Annotated in this window: 15 protein-coding genes; 8 read left to right on the top strand and 7 right to left on the bottom strand. The window is 55.6% G+C overall.

Features of this window, described 5'->3' with window-relative positions; translation table 11 throughout:
• The first annotated feature begins 134 nt into the window (after window positions 1–134).
• The 3 genes from ldtD (at window position 135) to CWM53_RS13290 (ending at window position 3,444) form a co-directional block, all read left to right on the top strand.
• Entirely contained in the window at window positions 135–1,928 is a 1,794-nt protein-coding gene (gene ldtD / locus CWM53_RS13275; protein WP_074386410.1) for a L,D-transpeptidase, read from the top strand.
• Window positions 1,929–2,231: 303 nt separating this feature from the next.
• Window positions 2,232–2,783 carry a YcbK family protein gene (locus CWM53_RS13285; RefSeq protein ID WP_061156391.1) on the top strand — a complete coding sequence of 184 codons (552 nt, stop codon included), beginning with the start codon at window positions 2,232–2,234 and terminating at the stop codon, window positions 2,781–2,783.
• 13 nt (window positions 2,784–2,796) lie between these two features.
• Window positions 2,797–3,444, top strand: a complete 648-nt coding sequence (locus tag CWM53_RS13290) for an MBL fold metallo-hydrolase (protein WP_061155170.1) — start codon at window positions 2,797–2,799, stop codon at window positions 3,442–3,444.
• Between the two features lie 76 nt (window positions 3,445–3,520).
• On the opposite strand, the gene CWM53_RS13295 is transcribed toward CWM53_RS13290, so the two are convergent.
• The 4 genes from CWM53_RS13295 to CWM53_RS13310 all read right to left on the bottom strand — a co-directional run bounded on the left by CWM53_RS13295 (window position 3,521) and on the right by CWM53_RS13310 (window position 8,608).
• Window positions 3,521–4,711: an amino acid aminotransferase gene (locus tag CWM53_RS13295; protein ID WP_061155169.1), complete on the bottom strand. Its 1,191-nt coding sequence runs from the start codon at window positions 4,709–4,711 to the stop codon at window positions 3,521–3,523.
• A gap of 187 nt (window positions 4,712–4,898) precedes the next feature.
• Complete coding sequence (ompK35, locus tag CWM53_RS13300; RefSeq protein WP_061155168.1) at window positions 4,899–5,978, bottom strand: porin OmpK35; 1,080 nt, start codon at window positions 5,976–5,978, stop codon at window positions 4,899–4,901.
• Between the two features lie 591 nt (window positions 5,979–6,569).
• Window positions 6,570–7,970 (bottom strand): asparagine--tRNA ligase, encoded by a 1,401-nt coding sequence (gene asnS, locus CWM53_RS13305; protein ID WP_039103039.1) that lies wholly within the window; start codon window positions 7,968–7,970, stop codon window positions 6,570–6,572.
• 176 nt (window positions 7,971–8,146) lie between these two features.
• Window positions 8,147–8,608 (bottom strand): Lrp/AsnC family transcriptional regulator, encoded by a 462-nt coding sequence (locus CWM53_RS13310; RefSeq protein WP_074386408.1) that lies wholly within the window; start codon window positions 8,606–8,608, stop codon window positions 8,147–8,149.
• A gap of 369 nt (window positions 8,609–8,977) precedes the next feature.
• On the opposite strand from CWM53_RS13310, the gene dpaL reads away from it, so the two are divergent.
• The 4 genes from dpaL (at window position 8,978) to CWM53_RS13330 (ending at window position 14,049) form a co-directional block, all read left to right on the top strand.
• A complete protein-coding gene (gene dpaL / locus CWM53_RS13315) occupies window positions 8,978–10,192 on the top strand; it encodes a diaminopropionate ammonia-lyase (protein WP_227521710.1) in 1,215 nt (404 codons plus the stop codon).
• A 122-nt stretch (window positions 10,193–10,314) separates the two neighbouring features.
• Window positions 10,315–11,604: an aromatic amino acid transport family protein gene (locus tag CWM53_RS13320; RefSeq protein ID WP_074386406.1), complete on the top strand. Its 1,290-nt coding sequence runs from the start codon at window positions 10,315–10,317 to the stop codon at window positions 11,602–11,604.
• Between the two features lie 24 nt (window positions 11,605–11,628).
• Entirely contained in the window at window positions 11,629–12,867 is a 1,239-nt protein-coding gene (locus CWM53_RS13325; RefSeq protein WP_074386405.1) for a Zn-dependent hydrolase, read from the top strand.
• An 18-nt stretch (window positions 12,868–12,885) separates the two neighbouring features.
• Complete coding sequence (locus CWM53_RS13330) at window positions 12,886–14,049, top strand: M20 aminoacylase family protein (RefSeq protein ID WP_100631484.1); 1,164 nt, start codon at window positions 12,886–12,888, stop codon at window positions 14,047–14,049.
• A 44-nt stretch (window positions 14,050–14,093) separates the two neighbouring features.
• Here the strand turns inward: CWM53_RS13330 and pncB are convergent, their stop codons facing one another.
• A complete protein-coding gene (gene pncB / locus CWM53_RS13335) occupies window positions 14,094–15,296 on the bottom strand; it encodes a nicotinate phosphoribosyltransferase (protein ID WP_100729787.1) in 1,203 nt (400 codons plus the stop codon).
• Between the two features lie 326 nt (window positions 15,297–15,622).
• Here pncB and pepN point away from each other — a divergent pair, with 326 nt between their 5' ends.
• Window positions 15,623–18,238, top strand: coding sequence for an aminopeptidase N (pepN, locus tag CWM53_RS13340; protein ID WP_061155167.1), 2,616 nt, complete (start codon window positions 15,623–15,625; stop codon window positions 18,236–18,238).
• 97 nt (window positions 18,239–18,335) lie between these two features.
• On the opposite strand, the gene ssuB is transcribed toward pepN, so the two are convergent.
• Together ssuB and ssuC are read right to left on the bottom strand one after the other, a co-directional pair.
• Complete coding sequence (gene ssuB, locus CWM53_RS13345; RefSeq protein WP_074386401.1) at window positions 18,336–19,109, bottom strand: aliphatic sulfonates ABC transporter ATP-binding protein; 774 nt, start codon at window positions 19,107–19,109, stop codon at window positions 18,336–18,338.
• Window positions 19,106–19,897, bottom strand: a complete 792-nt coding sequence (ssuC, locus tag CWM53_RS13350) for an aliphatic sulfonate ABC transporter permease SsuC (RefSeq protein WP_100729786.1) — start codon at window positions 19,895–19,897, stop codon at window positions 19,106–19,108. The genes ssuB and ssuC overlap by 4 nt, the downstream gene beginning before the upstream one ends.
• Window position 19,898 lies beyond the last annotated feature (1 nt).

The raw sequence follows: 19,898 nt of genomic DNA on the forward strand, positions 1-19,898 counted from the left end.
CAGCCTGGTATGCCTGGGTGGTATAATCTTTAAGCTTCTTTACATTAGGTAAGGCAAAAGCCTTTTCGTCTTTATATACTGTGATAAAGCCCACTAATTTGTGGGCGGCAATGTGTGACAACAGGGGGCAAGGGATGTTGCTAAAGAAACGGTATGGTCGTCCATTGTCAGCGCTCAGCCTGAGCCTGGCACTGGCATTTGCTCCGCTGTTCAATGTCCAGGCCGCAGAGCCTGAAGTCGTACCCGGTGATAGCTCCGCTACACCTGGAGAGCTTTCCGTCGCGCTGACGCAAAGCGATGGGCAATCGCCGGCGGTCGCGAAGCTAGCCGGTGAGCAGCCGTTGTCGATGGAGGCCGCGGCGAACAGTCGCGCCCAGATCGAAGCGCTGTTGCCGGCAGGGTACAAACCTGTCTTTATGAATCCGCTGGTATCGCTGTACGCCGCCAGGGATATGAAACCGATGTGGGAAAACCGCGAGGCGGTGCAGGCGTTCCAGCAGCAGCTGGCGGAAATCGCTATCGCCGGTTTTCAGCCGCAGTTTACCACCTGGGTCAGCTTGCTGACCGATCCCGCTGTCAGCGGCATGGCGCGCGATGTGGTGTTGTCGGATGCCATGATGGGCTACCTGCATTTTATCAGTGGTATCCCCACCCAGGGCACTCGCTGGTTGTACGGTTCGACACCGTACAAAATGGCGACCCCACCGCTGTCGGTAATTAACCAGTGGCAGCTGGCGCTGGACAATGGTTCCCTGCCGGCGTTTATCGCCGGCCTGGCACCGCATCATCCACAGTATGAAACCATGCACCAGTCGCTGCTGGCGCTGGTGGCTGATTCTCGCCCGTGGCCGCAGCTAACCGGCAGCGGCTCGCTGCGCCCCGGTGAATGGAGCAATGATATCGGTGCCCTGCGTGAGATCCTCCAGCGTACCGGGATGCTGGAAAATACGGCCGATATCGTTCTGCCCGGCGATGTGGTCAGCCCGTCGGCGAAGAAAAAGAGCAAATCGGCTGCGGCCCGCGGCGTGTACGATCGCCAGCTGGTGGAGGGCGTGAAGCGCTTCCAGGCCATGCAGGGGCTGGGGGCGGATGGCGTCATTGGCCAGTCCACCCGCGACTGGCTCAACGTCTCCTCCGCGCAGCGTGCGGGGGTGCTGGCCCTGAATATTCAGCGTTTACGCCTGCTGCCGGGCAAACTCTCGACCGGCATTATGGTGAATATTCCCGCTTTCTCGCTGGTCTATTACCAGGATGGCAGCCAGGTGCTGGCCTCGCGGGTGATCGTGGGGCGTCCGGACCGCAAAACGCCGATGATGAGCAGCGCGTTGAATAACGTGGTGGTCAATCCGCCGTGGAATGTGCCGCCGACGCTGGCGCGCAAAGATATCCTGCCGAAGGTGCGGAATAACCCAGGCTATCTGGAACAACATGGCTACACCATGATGCGCGGCTGGAACAGTAAAGAGTCGATTGATCCTTACCGGGTCGACTGGTCGACCATCACCGAGAATAATTTACCGTTCCGTTTTCAGCAGGCGCCGGGGGCGCGTAACTCACTGGGCCGCTACAAGTTTAATATGCCGAGTTCGGATGCTATCTATCTGCACGATACGCCAAACCATAATCTGTTCCAGAAAGATGTTCGTGCGCTCAGCTCCGGCTGCGTACGCGTCAATAAGGCCTCGGAGCTGGCCAATATGCTGCTGCAGGATGCGGGCTGGAACGACACGCGTATTTCCGATGCCCTGAAGCAAGGGGACACGCGCTATGTCAATATTCGGCAAAATATACCGGTGAATTTATATTACTTAACGGCTTTTGTGGACGCTGATGGACGTACACAATATCGAACAGATATTTACAATTACGATCTTACCGCGCGATCCAGTGCACAAATTCTGACGAAAGCTGAACAATTAATCAGGTAAATGAAGTAGTTCAATGGATTTTGTTGTCCTAGCACTGGGTAAAAAAGGGCGCTGCTCCTCTGCAGCGCCCGATTTTCCTGGGGTGAGGCTGCCTTGACGTTGGCAATAATGCCCGGTAAGGTGCCTTTCGTGCGCCAGAAGTGCATATACATATAATTCCGCTCAATGCGTAGCGCGGCCAGCGCGAACGCTCTCCTTTGCCGGGCTGTATCACGGTTGTGGCGAGCGATGGCGAGCTGGCGGTTAGCCTCGTGCGATGCGGAAAAAGTATATAACGATTCATTGACTGTAGACCTGATTATCATGGACAAATTTGACGCTAATCGCCGCAGATTGCTGGCGTTGGGTGGTGCTGCGCTGGGTGCTGCCGCCATTCTCCCTGCGCCGGCATTTGCCACCCTCTCGACCCCCCGTCCGCGTATTTTGACGCTGAATAACCTGCATACCGGTGAATCGCTCAAGGCGGAGTTTTTCGATGGCAGAGGCTATATTCAGGATGAATTAGCAAGACTTAATCATTTTTTCCGTGATTACCGCGCGAATAAAATTAAGTCCATCGACCCAAGTCTGTTCGATCATCTTTATCGGTTGCAGGGATTGCTTGGCACCAACAAACCTGTCCAGCTTATTTCTGGTTATCGTTCCCTCGATACCAACGATGAGCTTCGCGCACGAAGCCGTGGTGTAGCGAAACACAGCTATCACACCAAGGGACAGGCAATGGATTTCCATATTGAAGGCATTTCGTTAAGCAATATACGCAAAGCGGCGTTATCTATGCGCGCAGGTGGTGTAGGATATTACCCACGTAGTAACTTTGTGCATATTGATACCGGTCCGGTAAGGCACTGGTAACGAAAGGAGCGTCATGAACTATCGTATTATTCCGGTTACCGCGTTCGCGCAGAACTGTTCTCTTATCTGGTGCGAACAAACCCGGCTGGCAGCACTGGTCGATCCTGGCGGCGATGCTGAACGTATCAAAGCGGTGGTGGCGGAGGCGGGCGTCACGCTGATGCAGATCCTGCTGACGCATGGCCATCTCGATCACGTCGGCGCCGCTGCGGAACTGGCGCAGCATTATGGCGTACCGGTTATTGGTCCGGAAAAAGAAGATGAGTTCTGGCTGGAAGGATTACCGGCGCAAAGCCGGATGTTCGGCCTGGAGGATTGCCAGCCGCTGCGTCCGGATCGCTGGCTCAATGAAGGCGATGTGGTCAATGTAGGGAATGTGGCGCTGCAGGTGTTCCACTGTCCGGGCCATACGCCGGGTCACGTGGTCTTCTTTGATGACGCCTCCCGATTGCTCATTTCCGGGGACGTGATTTTTAAAGGCGGGGTGGGGCGCAGCGATTTTCCACGCGGCGACCATGGACAGCTGATTGCGGCCATTAAAGATAAGCTGTTGCCGCTGGGCGATGACGTGACCTTTATTCCCGGCCATGGTCCACTGTCGACGCTGGGTGAGGAACGCCGTAACAACCCGTTCCTGCAGGATGAGATGCCGGTCTGGTGACAGACATGACGCGAACACATAAAAAAGGCCGCATTCGCGGCCTTTTTCTTTTATCTCGCTTAGCGCACTCTGTCGCTTACAGTACCGCGACGATGGCTTCGCACAGCGGCGCCATATTGTCGGGCGTCATCCCGGCCACGTTGATACGTCCGGAAGCAACCGCATAAATGGCGAACTCTTCGCGCAGACGCAGCACCTGCTCTTTGCTCAGCCCGCTGAACGAGAACATGCCGTTCTGCTTGCTGATAAAGCTGAAGTCGCGACTCGCGCCTTTCTCCTGCAGGGTGTTGACGAACAGCAGGCGCATACGCTGGATGCGCTGGCGCATATCGGTCAGCTCCTGCTCCCAGATCGCTCGCAGCGCATCGTTGCTCAGAATAGTGGCGACCACAGAGGCGCCATGCGCAGGCGGGTTGGAGTAGTTGGCGCGGATCACCGATTTCATCTGACTGAACGCGCGGTCCACGGTCTCCTGATCGGCGGCGACCAGCGTGCAGGCGCCGACGCGCTCGTTGTACAGGCCAAAGTTTTTCGAGTAGGAGCTGGCGACCAGCAACTCTTTGTGCAGCGCAGCAAAGGCGCGCAGCCCTTCAGCATCTTCTTCCAGACCGCGGGCGAAGCCCTGGTAGGCGAAATCAAACAGCGGGAGCCAGCCTTTTTCCACTGACAGCTGCGCCAGTTGCTGCCACTGGTCGAGCGTCGGATCGATACCGGTCGGGTTGTGGCAGCAGCCGTGGAACAGCACCACGTCGCCTGCCTGCGCTTCGTTCAGGCTGGCCAGCAGACCATCAAAGTCCAGCGCATGGTTAGCGGCGTCGTAGTAGGTATATTCGCGCACTTCCAGGCCGGCAGAGTTAAACACGCTTTTATGGTTCGGCCAGCTTGGGTTGCTCACCCAAACGCGTTTTACGTCGGTGTTTTTGGCGAGGAAGTCAGCCGCGACACGCAGAGCGCCAGTACCGCCTGGGGTCTGCGCAGTACGGGCGCGTTTATCAGCGATAATCGCATTGCCTTTACCGAACAGCAGCTCCTGGGTGCAGCGACCAAATTCAGGAATACCATCGATGCCCAAATAGTTTTTAGTCGTTTCATTTTCCAGCAGGTACTGCTCTGCTTTTTTGACGCTGGTCAGAACGGGTGTTTTACCGGTTTCATCCTTGTAAACACCAATTCCGAGGTTAATTTTTTCAGGGCGGTCATCGGCACGAAACAGATCGGCCAGACCTAAAATCGGGTCGGCTGGGGCGGCGGTAATGTTCTCAAACATGACGAGGTTCCATTGTGATTACTGAAGGGAAATCCGCTATCAGGTTAACGGGAGAATAACGAATTGCCAACCGTTTGCGACAAAAAGCGAGAAGGTTTTCGAAAGATACGATCTTTGCCTCATGAATACAGAAAAGCAGGACCGAAGTCCTGCTTTGAAGGCATATCACGAAGGGGTGTACTGCAGATTAGAACTGGTAAACGATACCCACGGCCGCCTGGTCGTCGGTCGCTACGCCAGCCGCTTTGGTGTAATCGTTGTCGCTCAGCTGGTTGAATTTATACGCAGCATAAACGTTCATGTTCTTGTTGAAGTAGTACCAGGTACCCACTTCGATGTATTTAACCAGATCCGCATCGCCGCCGGAGAAGCCAGCACGCGACTGCAGGTCTTTACCTTTGGTCTGCACGTAGCCGATGGACGGACGCAGGCCGAAGTCGAACTGATACTGTACGACAGCTTCAAAGTTCTGAGTTTTGCCAGCGAAGTGGTTATCTTCTTCCGGGGTCATGTTGTAAGTCTGGGAGTACATGACTGCCGCGTAGACGTTGTTGGCGTCATATTTTGCAGAGGTTGCCCAGGCTTCGGCTTTGTCGCCATTGCCGTCAGCTTTCTGATCGACGCTACGGTTGGAGCCGGAGTAGCCTGCAGACAGCGCGATACCGTTGTCGAACGCGTAGGTGGCCGCGGTGCTGAAGCCATCGCCATTCTGTTTACGAATAGCGCGGTCGTGGTCGTTTTTACCCTGGTACTGCAGCGCGAAGCTCAGGCCGTCAACCAGACCGAAGAAGTCAGAGTTACGGTAGGTTGCCACGCCGTTGGTACGGCCGGTCATGTAGTTGTCAGTATAGTTCCAGCCGTCGCCGCCCCATTCAACCAGCATATCGGTTGCTGCTTCGACGTCGTAGATTGCGCCGTAGTTACGGCCGTAGTCGAATGAACCGTATTCGCCCGCTTTCAGACCCGCGAACGCCAGACGTGTTTTCGTCGGCTGGGAACCTTCAACGTTGGACGCATCCATGTTGTATTCCCACTGGCCGTAACCGGTCAGCTGATCGTTGATCTGAGTTTCGCCTTTCAGGCCGATACGGGCATAGGTGGTATCGTCGCTGCTGGTGTTACCATTGGTGGTCCAGACGTGCTCGCCGACCATTTTCCCGTAGAAGTCCAGTTTGTTGCCGTTTTTGTTATAGATTTCTGCAGCGTTGGCTGCACCGGCTACCAGCAGGGCAGGGATCACCACTGCCAGAATATTGCGCTTCATCATTATTTATTACCCTCATTAATATTTTTTATATGAACACGTGCCACTGCCGTCAATAAGTTCTGTCAATAAAAACTTACAGAACCATTGATGAGAGTTTGGTGTCTGAAGGCATCTTTCCATCCGCGACAACGTTTCGCTAGCCGGAAAATGCTACTAATATCTCATATGAGTAACAAAACGAAAAATCATGTAACTAAATGTGTGTTTTAGGGAACTTTGTGAACTTAATCAAAATTCCGTTCCACCTGATAAGGCAAAACGCCATTGCTTATCTATCTATATGAATTATTTATGATTAATTTGGATAAGCGGTAATTCGTTCATTTTGTGTGTTGAATCCGCCTTCTTTTTATTCAGCTTCTGTCTTTGCAAGACGTGCGGTGAGTGGTTAAAAAATGAGCAGATTTATCAGCGGTTTTGCGTTCTTATGAACATAAAGTGCGATCTGCGTCACTGGTATGCACCGAAACAGTGCGTAACATAAATGTGATTTCCAGGCCTTGATGTTTAAGTTTGTTGAATTTTGCTAACAGTAATTGACATAAAAAAAGGCCAGCTTGCGCTGGCCTCTGAGGTTTATAACCGAAAAATTTAGAATGTCGCGTTGCGCGGGGTTCGCGGGAACGGAATGACATCGCGGACGTTCTGCACGCCGGTTACGTAGGCAATCAGACGTTCGAAGCCCAGACCAAAGCCGGAGTGTGGCACGGTGCCGTAGCGGCGCAGGTCGCGATACCACCAGTAGTCTTCTTTGTTGAGCCCCATCTCTGCCATACGTGCGTCCAGCACGTCGAGACGTTCTTCACGCTGGGAACCACCGATGATCTCACCGATGCCCGGCGCCAGGACATCCATTGCCGCGACGGTTTTACCGTCTTCGTTAAGGCGCATGTAGAACGCCTTAATGTCTTTCGGGTAGTTTTTCACCACGACCGGTGCTTTGAAGTGCTCTTCGGCCAGATAACGTTCGTGCTCGGAGGAGAGATCCACGCCCCAGTAAACCGGGTTCTCAAACTGCTTGCCGCAGTTTTCCAGAATAGTGACGGCATCGGTGTAATCCACCTGGGCAAAGTCAGCGGAGACGAAACGCTGCAGACGGTCGATAGCGTCTTTGTCTACGCGCTCGGCGAAGAACTGCATATCATCCGCACGCTCTTCCAGTACTGCCTTGAAGACGTACTTGAGCATCGCTTCTGCCAGACCTGCAACATCATTCAGGTTGGCGAAGGCGACTTCCGGCTCCAGCATCCAGAACTCCGCCAGGTGACGGCTGGTGTTGGAGTTTTCGGCACGGAAGGTCGGGCCGAAGGTGTAAATTTTCGACAGCGCACAGGCGTAGGTCTCGCCGTTCAGCTGGCCGGATACGGTCAGGAACGACTCCTTACCGAAGAAGTCTTTATCGAAGTCGACTTTGCCCTGGTCGTTACGCGGCAGGTTTTCCAGATCCAGCGTCGACACGCGGAACATTTCGCCGGCGCCTTCGGTATCGGAAGCGGTGATCAGCGGGGTGGAAACCCAGAAGAAGCCCTGTTCGTCGAAGAAACGGTGCAGCGCCTGCGCCAGGGTATGACGCACGCGAGCTACCGCACCAATCAGGTTGGTGCGCGGACGCAGGTGCGCCACTTCACGCAGATACTCGATGCTGTGGCGCTTGGCCGCCATCGGGTAGGTGTCCGGGTCTTCCACCCAGCCGGTCACTTCCACGCTGGTCGCCTGGATCTCAAAGCTTTGACCCTGACCCTGGGAAGCCACGACTTTACCGGTGACAATCACCGAGCAACCGGTGGTCAGACGCAGCACTTCCTGATTGTAATTGGGCAGAGAATTATTAATAACGGCCTGTACAGGATCAAAGCAGGAACCGTCATAGACGGCGAGGAATGAAAAGCCAGCTTTAGAATCTCGGCGGGTACGCACCCATCCGCGGACCGTGACTTCGCTGTCAACGGCAACGCGGCCCTGGAGTACGTCGGCTACAGGCACAACGCTCATAATAGTCTCTCTTTGTAGTCCAATAAAAAATTCTGTTTCCCCCTTCAGCGGGGGGATATCTATGTTACCTGTCATCTTCCATCAGACAAGCAGAATTCGCACATGGGAGGGAGGATTTCGGAAATAAATTAGCCGCGGGGCCGTTCTTTACCTTCCGTTTACCTCTTTTACGCGAATTATTCGATAATGACCGTCATTTCCTGCTTCGCGTTTTGCATCGATACGATGGTGCGGAAGGATTTGATATTCCCCGAGGCAAAGAAGAGCTCACGGGTCAGGGCTTCGTATTCCGCCATATCGCGGACGTTGATCACCAACAGAAAATCGAAGTCGCCGGTGACGTAATAAACCTGCTGCACCTGCGGGCAACTGACAAACCGCTGTTTATCCTCTTCAAGTAGGTCAAGGCGTTCATTCTCGATCGTAACCTGCACCATGATAGTGGTTGGACGGCCCACTTTACTGGCATCAACCACGCTCACGCTGCCTTTAATGATGCCAGCTTCTTCCAGCGTGGCAATTCGCCGGTTGACCGCCGAGGCGGAAAGACTGACGCGATCGGCGATTTCCCGCTGCGACAGGCGATTGTTGCGCTGTAGCAGGGTGAGAATTTTTTTATCCCAACTATCCAGTTTCATTATCTTTGTCGCCCTAAATACCTGTGATCGGCCTCACGCATGCAACTTTGTTGCGTGAAAGAGGTGAATCAGAGTGAAAATTGCGAAGTTATGGGCAATTTTGCGCCATTTAACCATCGGCGGCAGTGTACCATCTCAGACAGTGGTAAAGCGTGAAATCGCTACAGAAAACCACTGACGTTATTTCTATAGCCTAAATAATTCGAGTTGCAGAAAGCCAACACACATGCAACTTGAAGTATGACGGGTATACATCGATTTATTCGACCATCTCTTTATTGGCCGCGCGGATCCCTGCGCCCTTTATTTGGCCGGGCTGGTCGTTGATTAATTCATCGTCGTACGACGATATGGATAAAAGGTTTATTTATGACGGACACGATTAAATATCAACTCAACGCCCGGCATCTGCCGTATGAACAGGGGGCGGACCTCAGTCTGCTCAATGAAAGCGTTGGCGACGAAGTGCTGGCATTCCATCAAAAATTCCCCGCCTATCGGGTAACGCCGCTGCGCAAGTTGGATTATTTAAGCCAGCGTCTCGGGCTGGGATCGTTGCATATAAAGGATGAAGCGCAGCGTTTCGGCCTTAACGCCTTTAAAGGATTAGGCGGTTCTTATGCGATGGGAAAATATCTCGCTGAACAGCTTGGGCGCGATATTAATACTTTGAGCTTTAGCGATCTTAATTCACCAGAAATTAAAGCCCGTATTAAAGATATTGTGTTTGTCACCGCCACCGATGGCAACCACGGCCGCGGCGTGGCGTGGGCGGCGGAGCAGCTTGGGCTACGGGCGGTTGTTTATATGCCTAAAGGTTCCTCGCCGGTCCGCGCACAGAATATTCGCCAGCATGGCGCTGAGTGCACAATAACCGAACTCAATTATGACGATACCGTCCGTCTGGCGGATAAAACCGCCAAAGAGCAGGGGTGGGTACTGCTGCAGGACACCGCCTGGCAGGGCTATGAACAGATCCCTACCTGGATCATGCAAGGTTATATGACGCTCGCCGTTGAAACCTGGCAGCAGTTGGCGCAAAGCGGCGCCAGGATGCCTACGCATCTGCTTTTACAAGCCGGCGTCGGCTCTTTTGCCGGCAGCATTATGGGGTATTTCGTTGAGAAGATGCAGCAGAATGCGCCGACGATAGTGATCCTTGAACCGCATAAAGCGAACTGCCTGTACCGTTCGGCAACCATCAATGACGGGCAACCGCACAGCGTCGGCGGCGACATGGCGACGTTAATGGCCGGCCTTGCTTGCGGCGAACCCAATATCACCAGTTGGCCGATGCTGCGTGACCATGCCCGTTGTTTTATCTCTGCCGATGATTGTCTTGCCGCTAACGGCATGCGCCTGCTGGCCGCGCCGCGGCCAGGTACCGATGAACCCTTTATCTCCGGCGAATCCGGCGCCATCGGCGCGGGAGTGCTTTATGCGCTGATGACCCAGCCGGAATACCGCGAACTTGCCGAAGCGCTGCGGCTGAATGCTGATGCGCAGGTCCTGTTAATCAGCACTGAAGGAGATACGTCCCCGGATGTCTATGAAGACATCGTCTGGTTTGGCCGTAATGGCTAATCGCCATCGGCAATAACAAGAGGGTCATCTTACCTACCCTACGAGCCCTCGGTATGACATGCGTTCTGACTAATAACGAAAACATACGCGGATTCGCGTAATGCATAGAGAGAACCTGACCGATGAATACTGAAAATGCTGTGACAGAAAGAGGATGTTGCGATGCCGCAAAGTGGCATAGCGAAGATACCGTGTGGGTGCTTGGCCTGTTCGGCACGGCAATTGGCGCCGGGGTGTTGTTTCTGCCGATTAACGCCGGAATTGGCGGTTTTTGGCCGCTGCTTATCGTTTTTGCTCTCGCTTTTCCCATTACTTATCTGGCGCATCGCGGGCTGGCACGATTTATTTATTCTTCCAACACGCCGGAAAGCACGATCACCGATGTCATTGGCGAGCATTTTGGCGCGCTAGCGGGGAAGGTGTTTACCGTTATCTATTTCTTCGCTGTGTACACCATTTTGATTATGTATGCGGTAGCCATTACGAATACTGCGCAAAGTTTTATCAGCCATCAACTGGGGCTGGCGGAGCCGCCGCGGGCAGTGGTGTCGATTGTGCTGATCCTCGGGCTGATGTTTATTGTCCGCCTCGGGCAGCGTTTGATTATGCGCGTGATGAGCACCCTGGTTTATCCCTTCATTATTTCACTTATTTTTATGGCGCTGTTTTTGATCCCGCACTGGAACGGCGCGATTTTGCACACCGTGAGCTTCAGCGCAATGGGCGATGGGCGCGGCATTTTACTGACGCTGTGGATGACTTTTCCGGTGCTGGTTATGTCGTTTAACCACTATCCGATCGTCTCGCCGATGGTCGTACGCCAGAAGCAGCGCTACGGACTCGCGCTTGCCGAGCGCAAATGCGCGCAGATCCAGCGCTATGGCATCCTCTTAATGACCGTGGTGGTGCTATTTTTCGTTCTCAGCTGCGTGTTGAGCCTGTCACCACAGCAGTTAGCGGAAGCAAAAGCGCAGAATTTGTCGATCCTGTCGTACCTTGCCAACCAGTTTGAGACGCCGATTATTGCCTGGCTATCGCCAATCATTGCGTTTGTCGCGATTACGAAATCGTTTCTTGGCCACTATATCGGCGCTTATGAATCGCTGCGCGATCTGATTATCGAGGCCGCCGCCGCGCGGGGGAAAAAACCGACTATCCGCGCAGTTGACGCCGTTATTCTGGTTTTTATGGTCCTCACCTGCTGGTTCGCCGCCTATAAGAACCCAAGCATCCTCGGTATTATCGAGTGCATCAGCGGCCCGACCGGGGCTGCGATTCTACTGCTGTTGCCGATGTATGCCATTCATAAGTTACCGGTGCTGGCGCCGTATCGCGGCAAAGCCAGCAACGTTTTCGTCACCCTGATTGGGTTAATTACCGTATCCGCCATTTTTTACGGCATGTTCCAGTAACCCCGAACAATAGCGAGATGTTTTATGAGTCATGATCTACAGATAAACGGCCAGCGGCTGATCGATTCCCTGTTTGCGCTTGGTGAATGCGGCGCGTTGGAAGGCGGCGGCGTCTGCCGCCTTGCGGCGACCGCGGAAGATAAAGCCGGTAGGGACTTTGTTGTTGCCCGGATGAACGCGCTGGGGCTGACTATCTATATCGATGCTATCGGCAACGTTACCGGTGTTTATCGCGGAGAAGAGGCGCTACCGATGGTGATGATGGGGTCGCATATCGACACCGTGGGTACTGGCGGCCTGTACGATGGCAACTACGGCGTGATGGCCGGTCTCGAGGTGATTGCCACCCTTCAGGATGCCGGGATTCGTCCGCGGCGTCCGTTAGCCGTAACCTTCTTTACTAATGAGGAGGGGGTGCGCTTCCAGCCCGATATGATGGGAAGCGTGGTGTTTGCCGGGGAGTATCCACTGGCGCAGGCCCTGGCGGCAAAAGACCACAATGGCATTACTCTTGACGAGGCGCTGCGGGAGATTGGCTATAAAGGCGAACATCAGCCGGGCAATCTGCCGGTAGATAGCTACGTCGAACTACATATCGAACAGGGACCTATCCTCGATAAGGAACGGATTGATATCGGCGTCGTCACCGGCGTGCAGGGTATTTCATGGCAAGAATTTACGCTAACAGGCGTGTCGAATCACGCCGGTACGACACCGATGTCCATGCGCCGCGATGCCGGCCTGGCGGCGGCGAAAATCGCCGTTTTTGCCCGTGAACTGGCGATGAGCCTCGGCGGCAATCAGGTGTCTACCGTCGGGCATATCAGCGTTAAACCCAACCTGATTAACGTCATTCCAAATCACGTCGTGATGTCGGTGGATTTACGCAATACCGATAACGCTATCTTAATTGAAGCGGAACGGCGCTTAGCCGAGTTTGTCGCCACAACGGCGCAGGAAGAGGGGGTGGAGATAGCCAGCCGTTCACTGGTGCGTTTTAACCCGGTCATTTTTGCCGATGAAATCGTCAATGCCGTTGAAGCGGAGGCGAAACGTCAAGCCCTCAGTTATCGGCGCCTGCCGAGCGGCGCCGGCCACGACGCGCAATTTATGGCTTCGGTATGCCCCGCAGGGATGATTTTTGTCCCCTGTGTTGACGGCATTAGCCACAACGTCAATGAACATAGCGAAGCCAAAGATCTCATCGCCGGCGCCAATGTGCTGCTGCAGGTGGTATTACAGCGCGCGCAGCGTGCGGCATAATTTTTACAGGAGTGAAGAATGAATCAACAACAGCTAAAGCAGCAGCTTATTGCCTGGCGCCATCACCTGCATGCCAATCCGGAAAGCGCCTTTGAAGAAGTCAAAACCTCGCAGTTTATCGCCGAGAAACTCGAAGCGATGGGCATTGAGGTTCATCGTAATATAGGTAAAACCGGGCTGGTGGGCGTGTTGAAATGTGGCGACGGTAACGGTGTTATCGCCATCCGCGCCGATATCGATGCTATTCAATTGAACGAACAGGGTGAACGGCCTTACCGCTCCACGACCGCCGAACGGATGCACGGCTGCGGGCATGATGGCCATACCTGCATTGCGCTGGGCGCGGCGCAGTTGCTATTGCAGCGGCAAAACTTTAACGGCACCGTCTGTTTTGTTTTTCAACCTGCGGAAGAACCCGGTTATGGCGCCAATGCGATGATGACGGACGGCGTTATCGAGCGTTTCGGCATCGAGGAGATTTACGGCCTGCACAATATGCCGGGTATGAAGGCCGGGACCATCGCCACCCGTGTCGGCGGTATTATGGCCAGCGAAGATAACTTTATTATCCGTATTAAGGGGCAGGGGGCGCATGCCGCCCGGCCGCATATGGCGAAGGATCCGCTGGTGATTGCGGCAGAAATTATTCTGGCGCTGCAGACCATCGTTTCACGCAATATCGACCCGAACGTGCCGGCGGTGATCTCCTGTACGGAGCTTCATACTGACGGTATCCGCAATGCGATCCCCACGCATGTGGAAATTAAAGGGGATACCCGCAGCTACTCGGCTGACGTACAGGCGCTGCTGGAAGCGCGCATGCGGACCATCAGCGAAGCGATTTGCGCGATGCACGGCGCGCAGTGCGAGTTTAGCTATACCCATGAATTCGCCCCGACGGTGAACTGGCAGCAATGCGTTGATGTCGCGGTCAATGCGGCGGTGAACGTCGTGGGGGCGGAAAATGTCGACGGCAACGTCGCGCAGATGATGATTTCGGAGGACTTCGGCGCCTTCCTGCAGGAGATCCCCGGCTGCTTCATCTTTTTAGGTAACGGCGATGCGTCTGATACTCAGGGCAATACGCCGTTGCATAACGCTTGCTACGACTTTAATGATGAAATTTTACTGACCGGCGCGGAGTATTTTGCCGAGGTGATCAGGACAAGATTACCGCAGTAGAGATGTTAGTCGGCCCGGCAGCGTAACGCCGCCGGGCCGTTTTTTTAACTCGCCTTTTTAATCGGCGGCAGGTCGAACGCCTCGCGCAGGGCGCGGACGAACGCCTTATCGTGGCAGATGGTTTTCCCCGGGCTGTCGGAGAGTTTCGCCACTGGCTTGCCGTTACATTCCACCAGCTTAATCACGATATTGAGCGGTTTAACCTGCGGCAGATCGCAGGTTAAACGGGTGCCGATACCAAAGCTCAATTTCACCCGCGAAGCGAAGTGGCGATACAGGTCGACGGCTTTCGCCAGATCGAGGTTATCGGAGAAGACCAGCACTTTGCTCAGCGGATCGATGCCCAGCTTTTGATAATGGGCGATGGCTTTTTCACCCCATTCCACCGGGTCGCCGGAGTCATGGCGCAAACCCTGATAGCGGGTAGCGAATTCCGGACCAAAATCGCGCAGGAACGCATCCATGGTGATGCAGTCGGTCAGCGCAATACCAAGCTGGTCGGGATATTCTTCCAGCCAGGCGGCAAGGGCCGCCCGCTGGCTGCTGGCGAGGTTCGGGCTGATCTGCTGGTGGGCCTGGAACCATTCATGCGCCTGGGTGCCCATCGGGGTTAAATGTAAACGACGAGCCAGATCGTAATTGCTGGTGCCGACAAACCACGGCTCCTGCTGCAGACGTTGCACAATGGCCTCTTGCACTTCGCGTGAAAAACGACGGCGGGTACCGAAGTCCATCAGGCGGAAGGCGCGCATATCGAGGCCAGCGGTCATGCTGGCGAAGTCGCCTAGTTTATGTTCCAGCGTGTTCAGTGCCTGAGCGACGCCCGTCTCGGGTGAACGATAGCGATGGACCAGCTCGCTTATCACCGCCAGCAGCGGGACTTCCCACATGATGGCTTCACGCCACGGGCCGGTAAGGCGAATGTTCAGCTTGCCGTTGTCATTGCTGACCGTGACCTGGCGCGGGTCATAGCGAAAATCGCGCAGCCAGTCGAGATAATCCTGGCGGAAAAAGGGAAGGGTGGACAGCCAGTGATATTCATCGTCCCGCAGCCTCAGGTCGCGCATGGACTCCACCTGCTCGCGGATCGCGTCGGCATAAATGCCGAGCAGGTCGTCTCCGCGGCAGCGAAACTCCGCCGCCACATGCACATCGCCGTAGCGATGGAAGACAGCCTGCTGCATGTGCAGCTTGTAGGCATCCGTATCAAGCAGCGAGTGCAGTACAGGAGAAGTGAATTGTGTCATGGTGCGCAGTAGCATCCTCTCACTGGAGCGTTCCATCCAAACCAACGCGAAAAAAGGAGGCGGAGTATACCTTTATTACCCGACTCTGTCCCGCGATGGCGAGCGATGGCGACGCTGACGGTCATTTGCGAGGCCTAGTTTAATATATTGAACATGGATCACACCACAAGCTTTGCGTCGGGTCGAGGGCATTTCGTGCCGCACGTGTTAACAAAATGTAGCGGTTTTCGTGTTTCACATTGAAAAGATGAAGATTCTGCATAGCGCGATTGACACAACGGGAATAGACTGGGACGACACTTTACCCAAGATGCGAAAGGTTTTTTATGACACAACAGCCCCAAGCCAAATACCGCCACGACTATCGTGCGCCGGAGTATCTGATTAGCGATATCGATTTGACCTTTGACCTGGATGCCGCAAAAACCGTCGTTACGGCCGAGAGCAAGGTCTCCCGCCACGCGGCTGCGTCTGATGTGCCATTGCGCCTGGACGGTGAAGATCTGACCCTGATCGCGCTGCAAGTGAACGGCCAGCCGTGGAGTGACTATAAAGAAGAAAACAATCAGCTGGTGATCGGCGGCCTGCCGGAGCATTTCACCCTGACCATCGTCAATGAGATCAGCCCGGCGGCGAACACCGCGCTGGAAGGCCTGTATCAGTCAGGCGAAGCGCTGTGTACGCAGTGCGAAGCAGAAGGTTTCCGCCATATTACCTGGTATCTGGACCGCCCGGACGTGCTGGCGCGGTTTACCACCAAAATCATCGCCGACAAAGCGAAATACCCGTTCCTGCTCTCCAACGGCAACCGCATGGCGCAGGGAGAGCTGGAGAATGGCCGCCACTGGGTACAGTGGCAGGATCCGTTCCCGAAACCGTGCTACCTGTTTGCGCTGGTGGCCGGTGATTTTGACGTCCTGCGTGACACCTTTACCACCCGCTCCGGTCGTGAAGTGGCGCTGGAGCTGTACGTCGATCGCGGCAATCTCGACCGCGCGCCGTGGGCAATGACCTCGCTGAAAAATTCCATGAAATGGGATGAGGAGCGCTTTGGCCTCGAGTACGACCTCGACATCTATATGATTGTCGCCGTCGACTTCTTTAATATGGGCGCGATGGAGAACAAAGGCCTCAACGTCTTTAACTCCAAATATGTCCTGGCCCGTACCGATACCGCCACCGATAAAGACTATCTTGATATCGAGCGGGTGATTGGTCATGAGTATTTCCATAACTGGACCGGCAACCGCGTCACCTGCCGCGACTGGTTCCAGCTCAGTCTGAAAGAAGGGCTAACCGTGTTCCGCGATCAGGAGTTCAGCTCCGACCTCGGCTCACGGGCGGTTAACCGCATCAACAATGTGCGCACCATGCGCGGGTTGCAGTTTGCTGAAGACGCCAGCCCGATGGCGCACCCGATCCGCCCGGATATGGTTATCGAGATGAATAACTTCTACACCCTGACGGTTTATGAAAAGGGTGCCGAAGTGATCCGCATGCTGCATACTCTGCTGGGTGAAGAAAACTTCCAGAAAGGGATGCAGCTGTACTTTGAACGCCATGACGGCAGCGCGGCAACCTGCGATGATTTCGTCCAGGCGATGGAGGATGCCTCGAACGTCGATCTGTCACACTTCCGCCGCTGGTACAGCCAGTCTGGTACGCCAATCGTCACCGTACATGACGACTACAACCCGGAAACCGAGCAATACACGCTGACCATCAGCCAGCGTACGCCGCCGACCGCCGAGCAGGCCGAAAAGCAGCCGTTGCATATCCCGTTTGCCATTGAGCTGTACGATAACGAAGGCAAAGTGATCCCCCTGCAGAAGGGCGGCCATCCGGTACACCCGGTGCTCAATGTGACTCAGGCCGAGCAGACTTTCGTCTTCGATAACGTCTATTTCCAGCCAGTGCCGGCGCTGCTGTGCGAATTTTCAGCACCAGTGAAACTGGAATATAAGTGGAGCGATCAGCAGCTCACCTTCCTGATGCGTCATGCGCGGAATGATTTCTCGCGCTGGGATGCGGCGCAGAGCCTGCTCGCGACCTACATCAAGCTGAACGTCAACCGTCATCAGCAGGGACAGCCGCTGTCGCTGCCGGTGCATGTGGCGGACGCCTTCCGCGCCATCCTGCTGGACGAGAAGATTGACCCGGCGCTGGCCGCCGAGATCTTAACCCTGCCGTCGGCTAACGAAATCGCCGAGATGTTCGCCATTATCGATCCGATCGCCATCGCCACCGTACGCGAAGCGCTTACCCGCACCCTGGCGAATGAGCTGGCGGACGAGTTCCTCGCAGTTTATAACGCCAATAAGCTCGACAGCTACCGGGTGGAGCACGCCGATATCGGTCAGCGTGCCCTGCGTAATACCTGCCTGCGCTATCTGGCGTTTGCGGAACCGACGCTGGGCGATAAGCTGGTGGCGGCGCAGTATCACCAGGCGGATAACATGACCGATGCGCTGGCCGCGCTGTCGGCGGCGGTTGCGGCTGAACTGCCGTGCCGCGATGCGCTGATGCAGGAGTACGATGACAAATGGCATCAGGACGGTCTGGTGATGGATAAGTGGTTTATCCTGCAGTCCACCAGCCCGGCGGCCAATGTGGTGGAAACAGTGCGTGGTCTGCTGAATCACCGTTCGTTCAGCATCAGCAACCCGAACCGCGTGCGGTCGTTAATCGGCGCTTTCGCCAGCAGCAACCCGGCGGCGTTCCATGCTGAAGACGGTAGCGGCTACCAGTTCCTGGTGGAGATGCTGACCGAGCTTAACCAGCGCAACCCGCAGGTGGCGTCGCGTCTGATTGAGCCGTTGATTCGTCTGAAGCGTTATGATGAGAAACGCCAGGCGCTGATGCGCGCCGCGCTGGAGCAGTTGAAGGGGCTGGAGAATCTCTCCGGCGATCTGTTCGAGAAAATCAGTAAGGCGCTGGCGTAACGGCCGCAAAATCCCCGGTTGCGCTCTCGCTTACCGGGGCTACCGCGCTGTGCGATTTGGTAGCCCGGCCGAGCGAAGCGCGGGCCGGGGACGTTAGTTAGCCATGACTAAACAAACGCGGTGCGCTCTCGCTCTTGCCGCGTTTCATCACCCGATCCAGCACCTCTGCCTCCAGCTCGGCCAGCTTCGCCGACCCGGTGCGCCGCGGTCGTGGAATATCCACGTTCAAATCGAGGCCAATTTTCTTCTCTTCAATTAACAGTACCCGGTCGGCCATGGCCACCGCTTCACTGACGTCGTGCGTGACCAGCAGGACCGTAAAACCATGCTCCTGCCACAGGGAGACGATCAGCTCCTGCATCTCCAGACGGGTGAGGGCATCCAGCGCCCCCAGCGGCTCGTCCAGCAGCAGCAGGCGCGGGCGATGGATCAGCGCGCGGGCCAGCGCAACGCGCTGCTTTTGCCCACCTGACAGCGCCGCCGGCCACTCCTGCGCGCGGTTCTCGAGTCCGACGCTGGCCAATGCCTGTAGGGCGGCGTCGCGCCAGGCGCCTTTTAACCCCAGCCCCACGTTATCAATCACTGTTTTCCACGGCAGCAGGCGCGCATCCTGAAACATCATCCGGGTGTCGTCCTGGATTGCCGCCAGGGGCGTCGCGCCCGCCAGCAGCTCGCCGGCGTTCGGTTTTTCCAGACCCGCCAGCAGGCGCAGCAGGGTACTCTTGCCGCCGCCGCTGCGTCCCACCACCGCCACAAACTGGCCGCTGGGAATATGCAGATCCAGCTCGTTAAGAATAGTGTTATCGCCATAGCGTTTCGTCACCCCGTTCAGCAGCAACGGGATACCTGGGTTCAGACGGGCAGTGTTCATGCGTTAGCCTCCTGAAGATGATACGCCGGGTTCCAGCGCAGCCAGAGCCGTTCCAGCAGCTGGGCGCAGACGTCGGCCAGTTTGCCAAGGATGGCGTAAAGAATGATGGCGACCACCACCACGTCGGTTTGCAGAAATTCACGCGCATTCATCGCCAGATAACCGATGCCGGCATTCGCCGAAATGGTTTCGGCGACAATAAGCGTCAGCCACATCAGGCCAAGAGCGAAACGCACGCCGACCATAATTGAGGGCAGGGCGCCGGGTAAAATCACGTGACGGAACAGCGCGAAGCCGGATAAACCATAGCTGCGCGCCATCTCCACCAGCCCACGGTCGATATTACGGATCCCGTGCCAGGTGTTGATATAGATCGGGAACAGGGTGCCCAGCGACACAAGGAAGATCTTGGCGGTCTCGTCGATGCCGAACCACAAAATCACCAGCGGGATCAGCGCCAGATGCGGCACATTGCGCAGCATCTGGATCGAGGTGTCCAGCAGACGCTCGCCCCAGCGTGACAGGCCGCTGATCAGGCCGAGTACCAGTCCGATGGAGCCGCCGATGGCGAAGCCGACCAGCGCCCGCCACGAGCTGATGGCCAGATGCTGCCACAGCTCACCGCTGGCCGAGAGCGTCAAGAACGCTTTCAATACCCCCTCCGGCGAGGGCAGCACCCGCGTCGAGAGCCAGCCGACGGACGAGGCCAACTGCCAGACAATGACCGTTCCTACCGGCAGCAGCCAGGGGGCGAGGCGTAACAACAGGGGATGGGTTGATTTTGCCATC

This window comes from Klebsiella sp. A-Nf5, from assembly GCF_002810545.1.
GTDB classification, from domain to species: Bacteria; Pseudomonadota; Gammaproteobacteria; order Enterobacterales; family Enterobacteriaceae; genus Klebsiella; species Klebsiella variicola.

Coding starts and splice junctions, on each gene's coding strand:
- ldtD (WP_074386410.1), top strand. CDS start 135: ATGTTGCTAAAGAAACGGTATGGTCGTCCATTGTCAGCGCTCAGCCTG.
- CWM53_RS13285 (WP_061156391.1), top strand. CDS start 2,232: ATGGACAAATTTGACGCTAATCGCCGCAGATTGCTGGCGTTGGGTGGT.
- CWM53_RS13290 (WP_061155170.1), top strand. CDS start 2,797: ATGAACTATCGTATTATTCCGGTTACCGCGTTCGCGCAGAACTGTTCT.
- CWM53_RS13295 (WP_061155169.1), bottom strand. CDS start 4,711: ATGTTTGAGAACATTACCGCCGCCCCAGCCGACCCGATTTTAGGTCTG.
- ompK35 (WP_061155168.1), bottom strand. CDS start 5,978: ATGATGAAGCGCAATATTCTGGCAGTGGTGATCCCTGCCCTGCTGGTA.
- asnS (WP_039103039.1), bottom strand. CDS start 7,970: ATGAGCGTTGTGCCTGTAGCCGACGTACTCCAGGGCCGCGTTGCCGTT.
- CWM53_RS13310 (WP_074386408.1), bottom strand. CDS start 8,608: ATGAAACTGGATAGTTGGGATAAAAAAATTCTCACCCTGCTACAGCGC.
- dpaL (WP_227521710.1), top strand. CDS start 8,978: ATGACGGACACGATTAAATATCAACTCAACGCCCGGCATCTGCCGTAT.
- CWM53_RS13320 (WP_074386406.1), top strand. CDS start 10,315: ATGAATACTGAAAATGCTGTGACAGAAAGAGGATGTTGCGATGCCGCA.
- CWM53_RS13325 (WP_074386405.1), top strand. CDS start 11,629: ATGAGTCATGATCTACAGATAAACGGCCAGCGGCTGATCGATTCCCTG.
- CWM53_RS13330 (WP_100631484.1), top strand. CDS start 12,886: ATGAATCAACAACAGCTAAAGCAGCAGCTTATTGCCTGGCGCCATCAC.
- pncB (WP_100729787.1), bottom strand. CDS start 15,296: ATGACACAATTCACTTCTCCTGTACTGCACTCGCTGCTTGATACGGAT.
- pepN (WP_061155167.1), top strand. CDS start 15,623: ATGACACAACAGCCCCAAGCCAAATACCGCCACGACTATCGTGCGCCG.
- ssuB (WP_074386401.1), bottom strand. CDS start 19,109: ATGAACACTGCCCGTCTGAACCCAGGTATCCCGTTGCTGCTGAACGGG.
- ssuC (WP_100729786.1), bottom strand. CDS start 19,897: ATGGCAAAATCAACCCATCCCCTGTTGTTACGCCTCGCCCCCTGGCTG.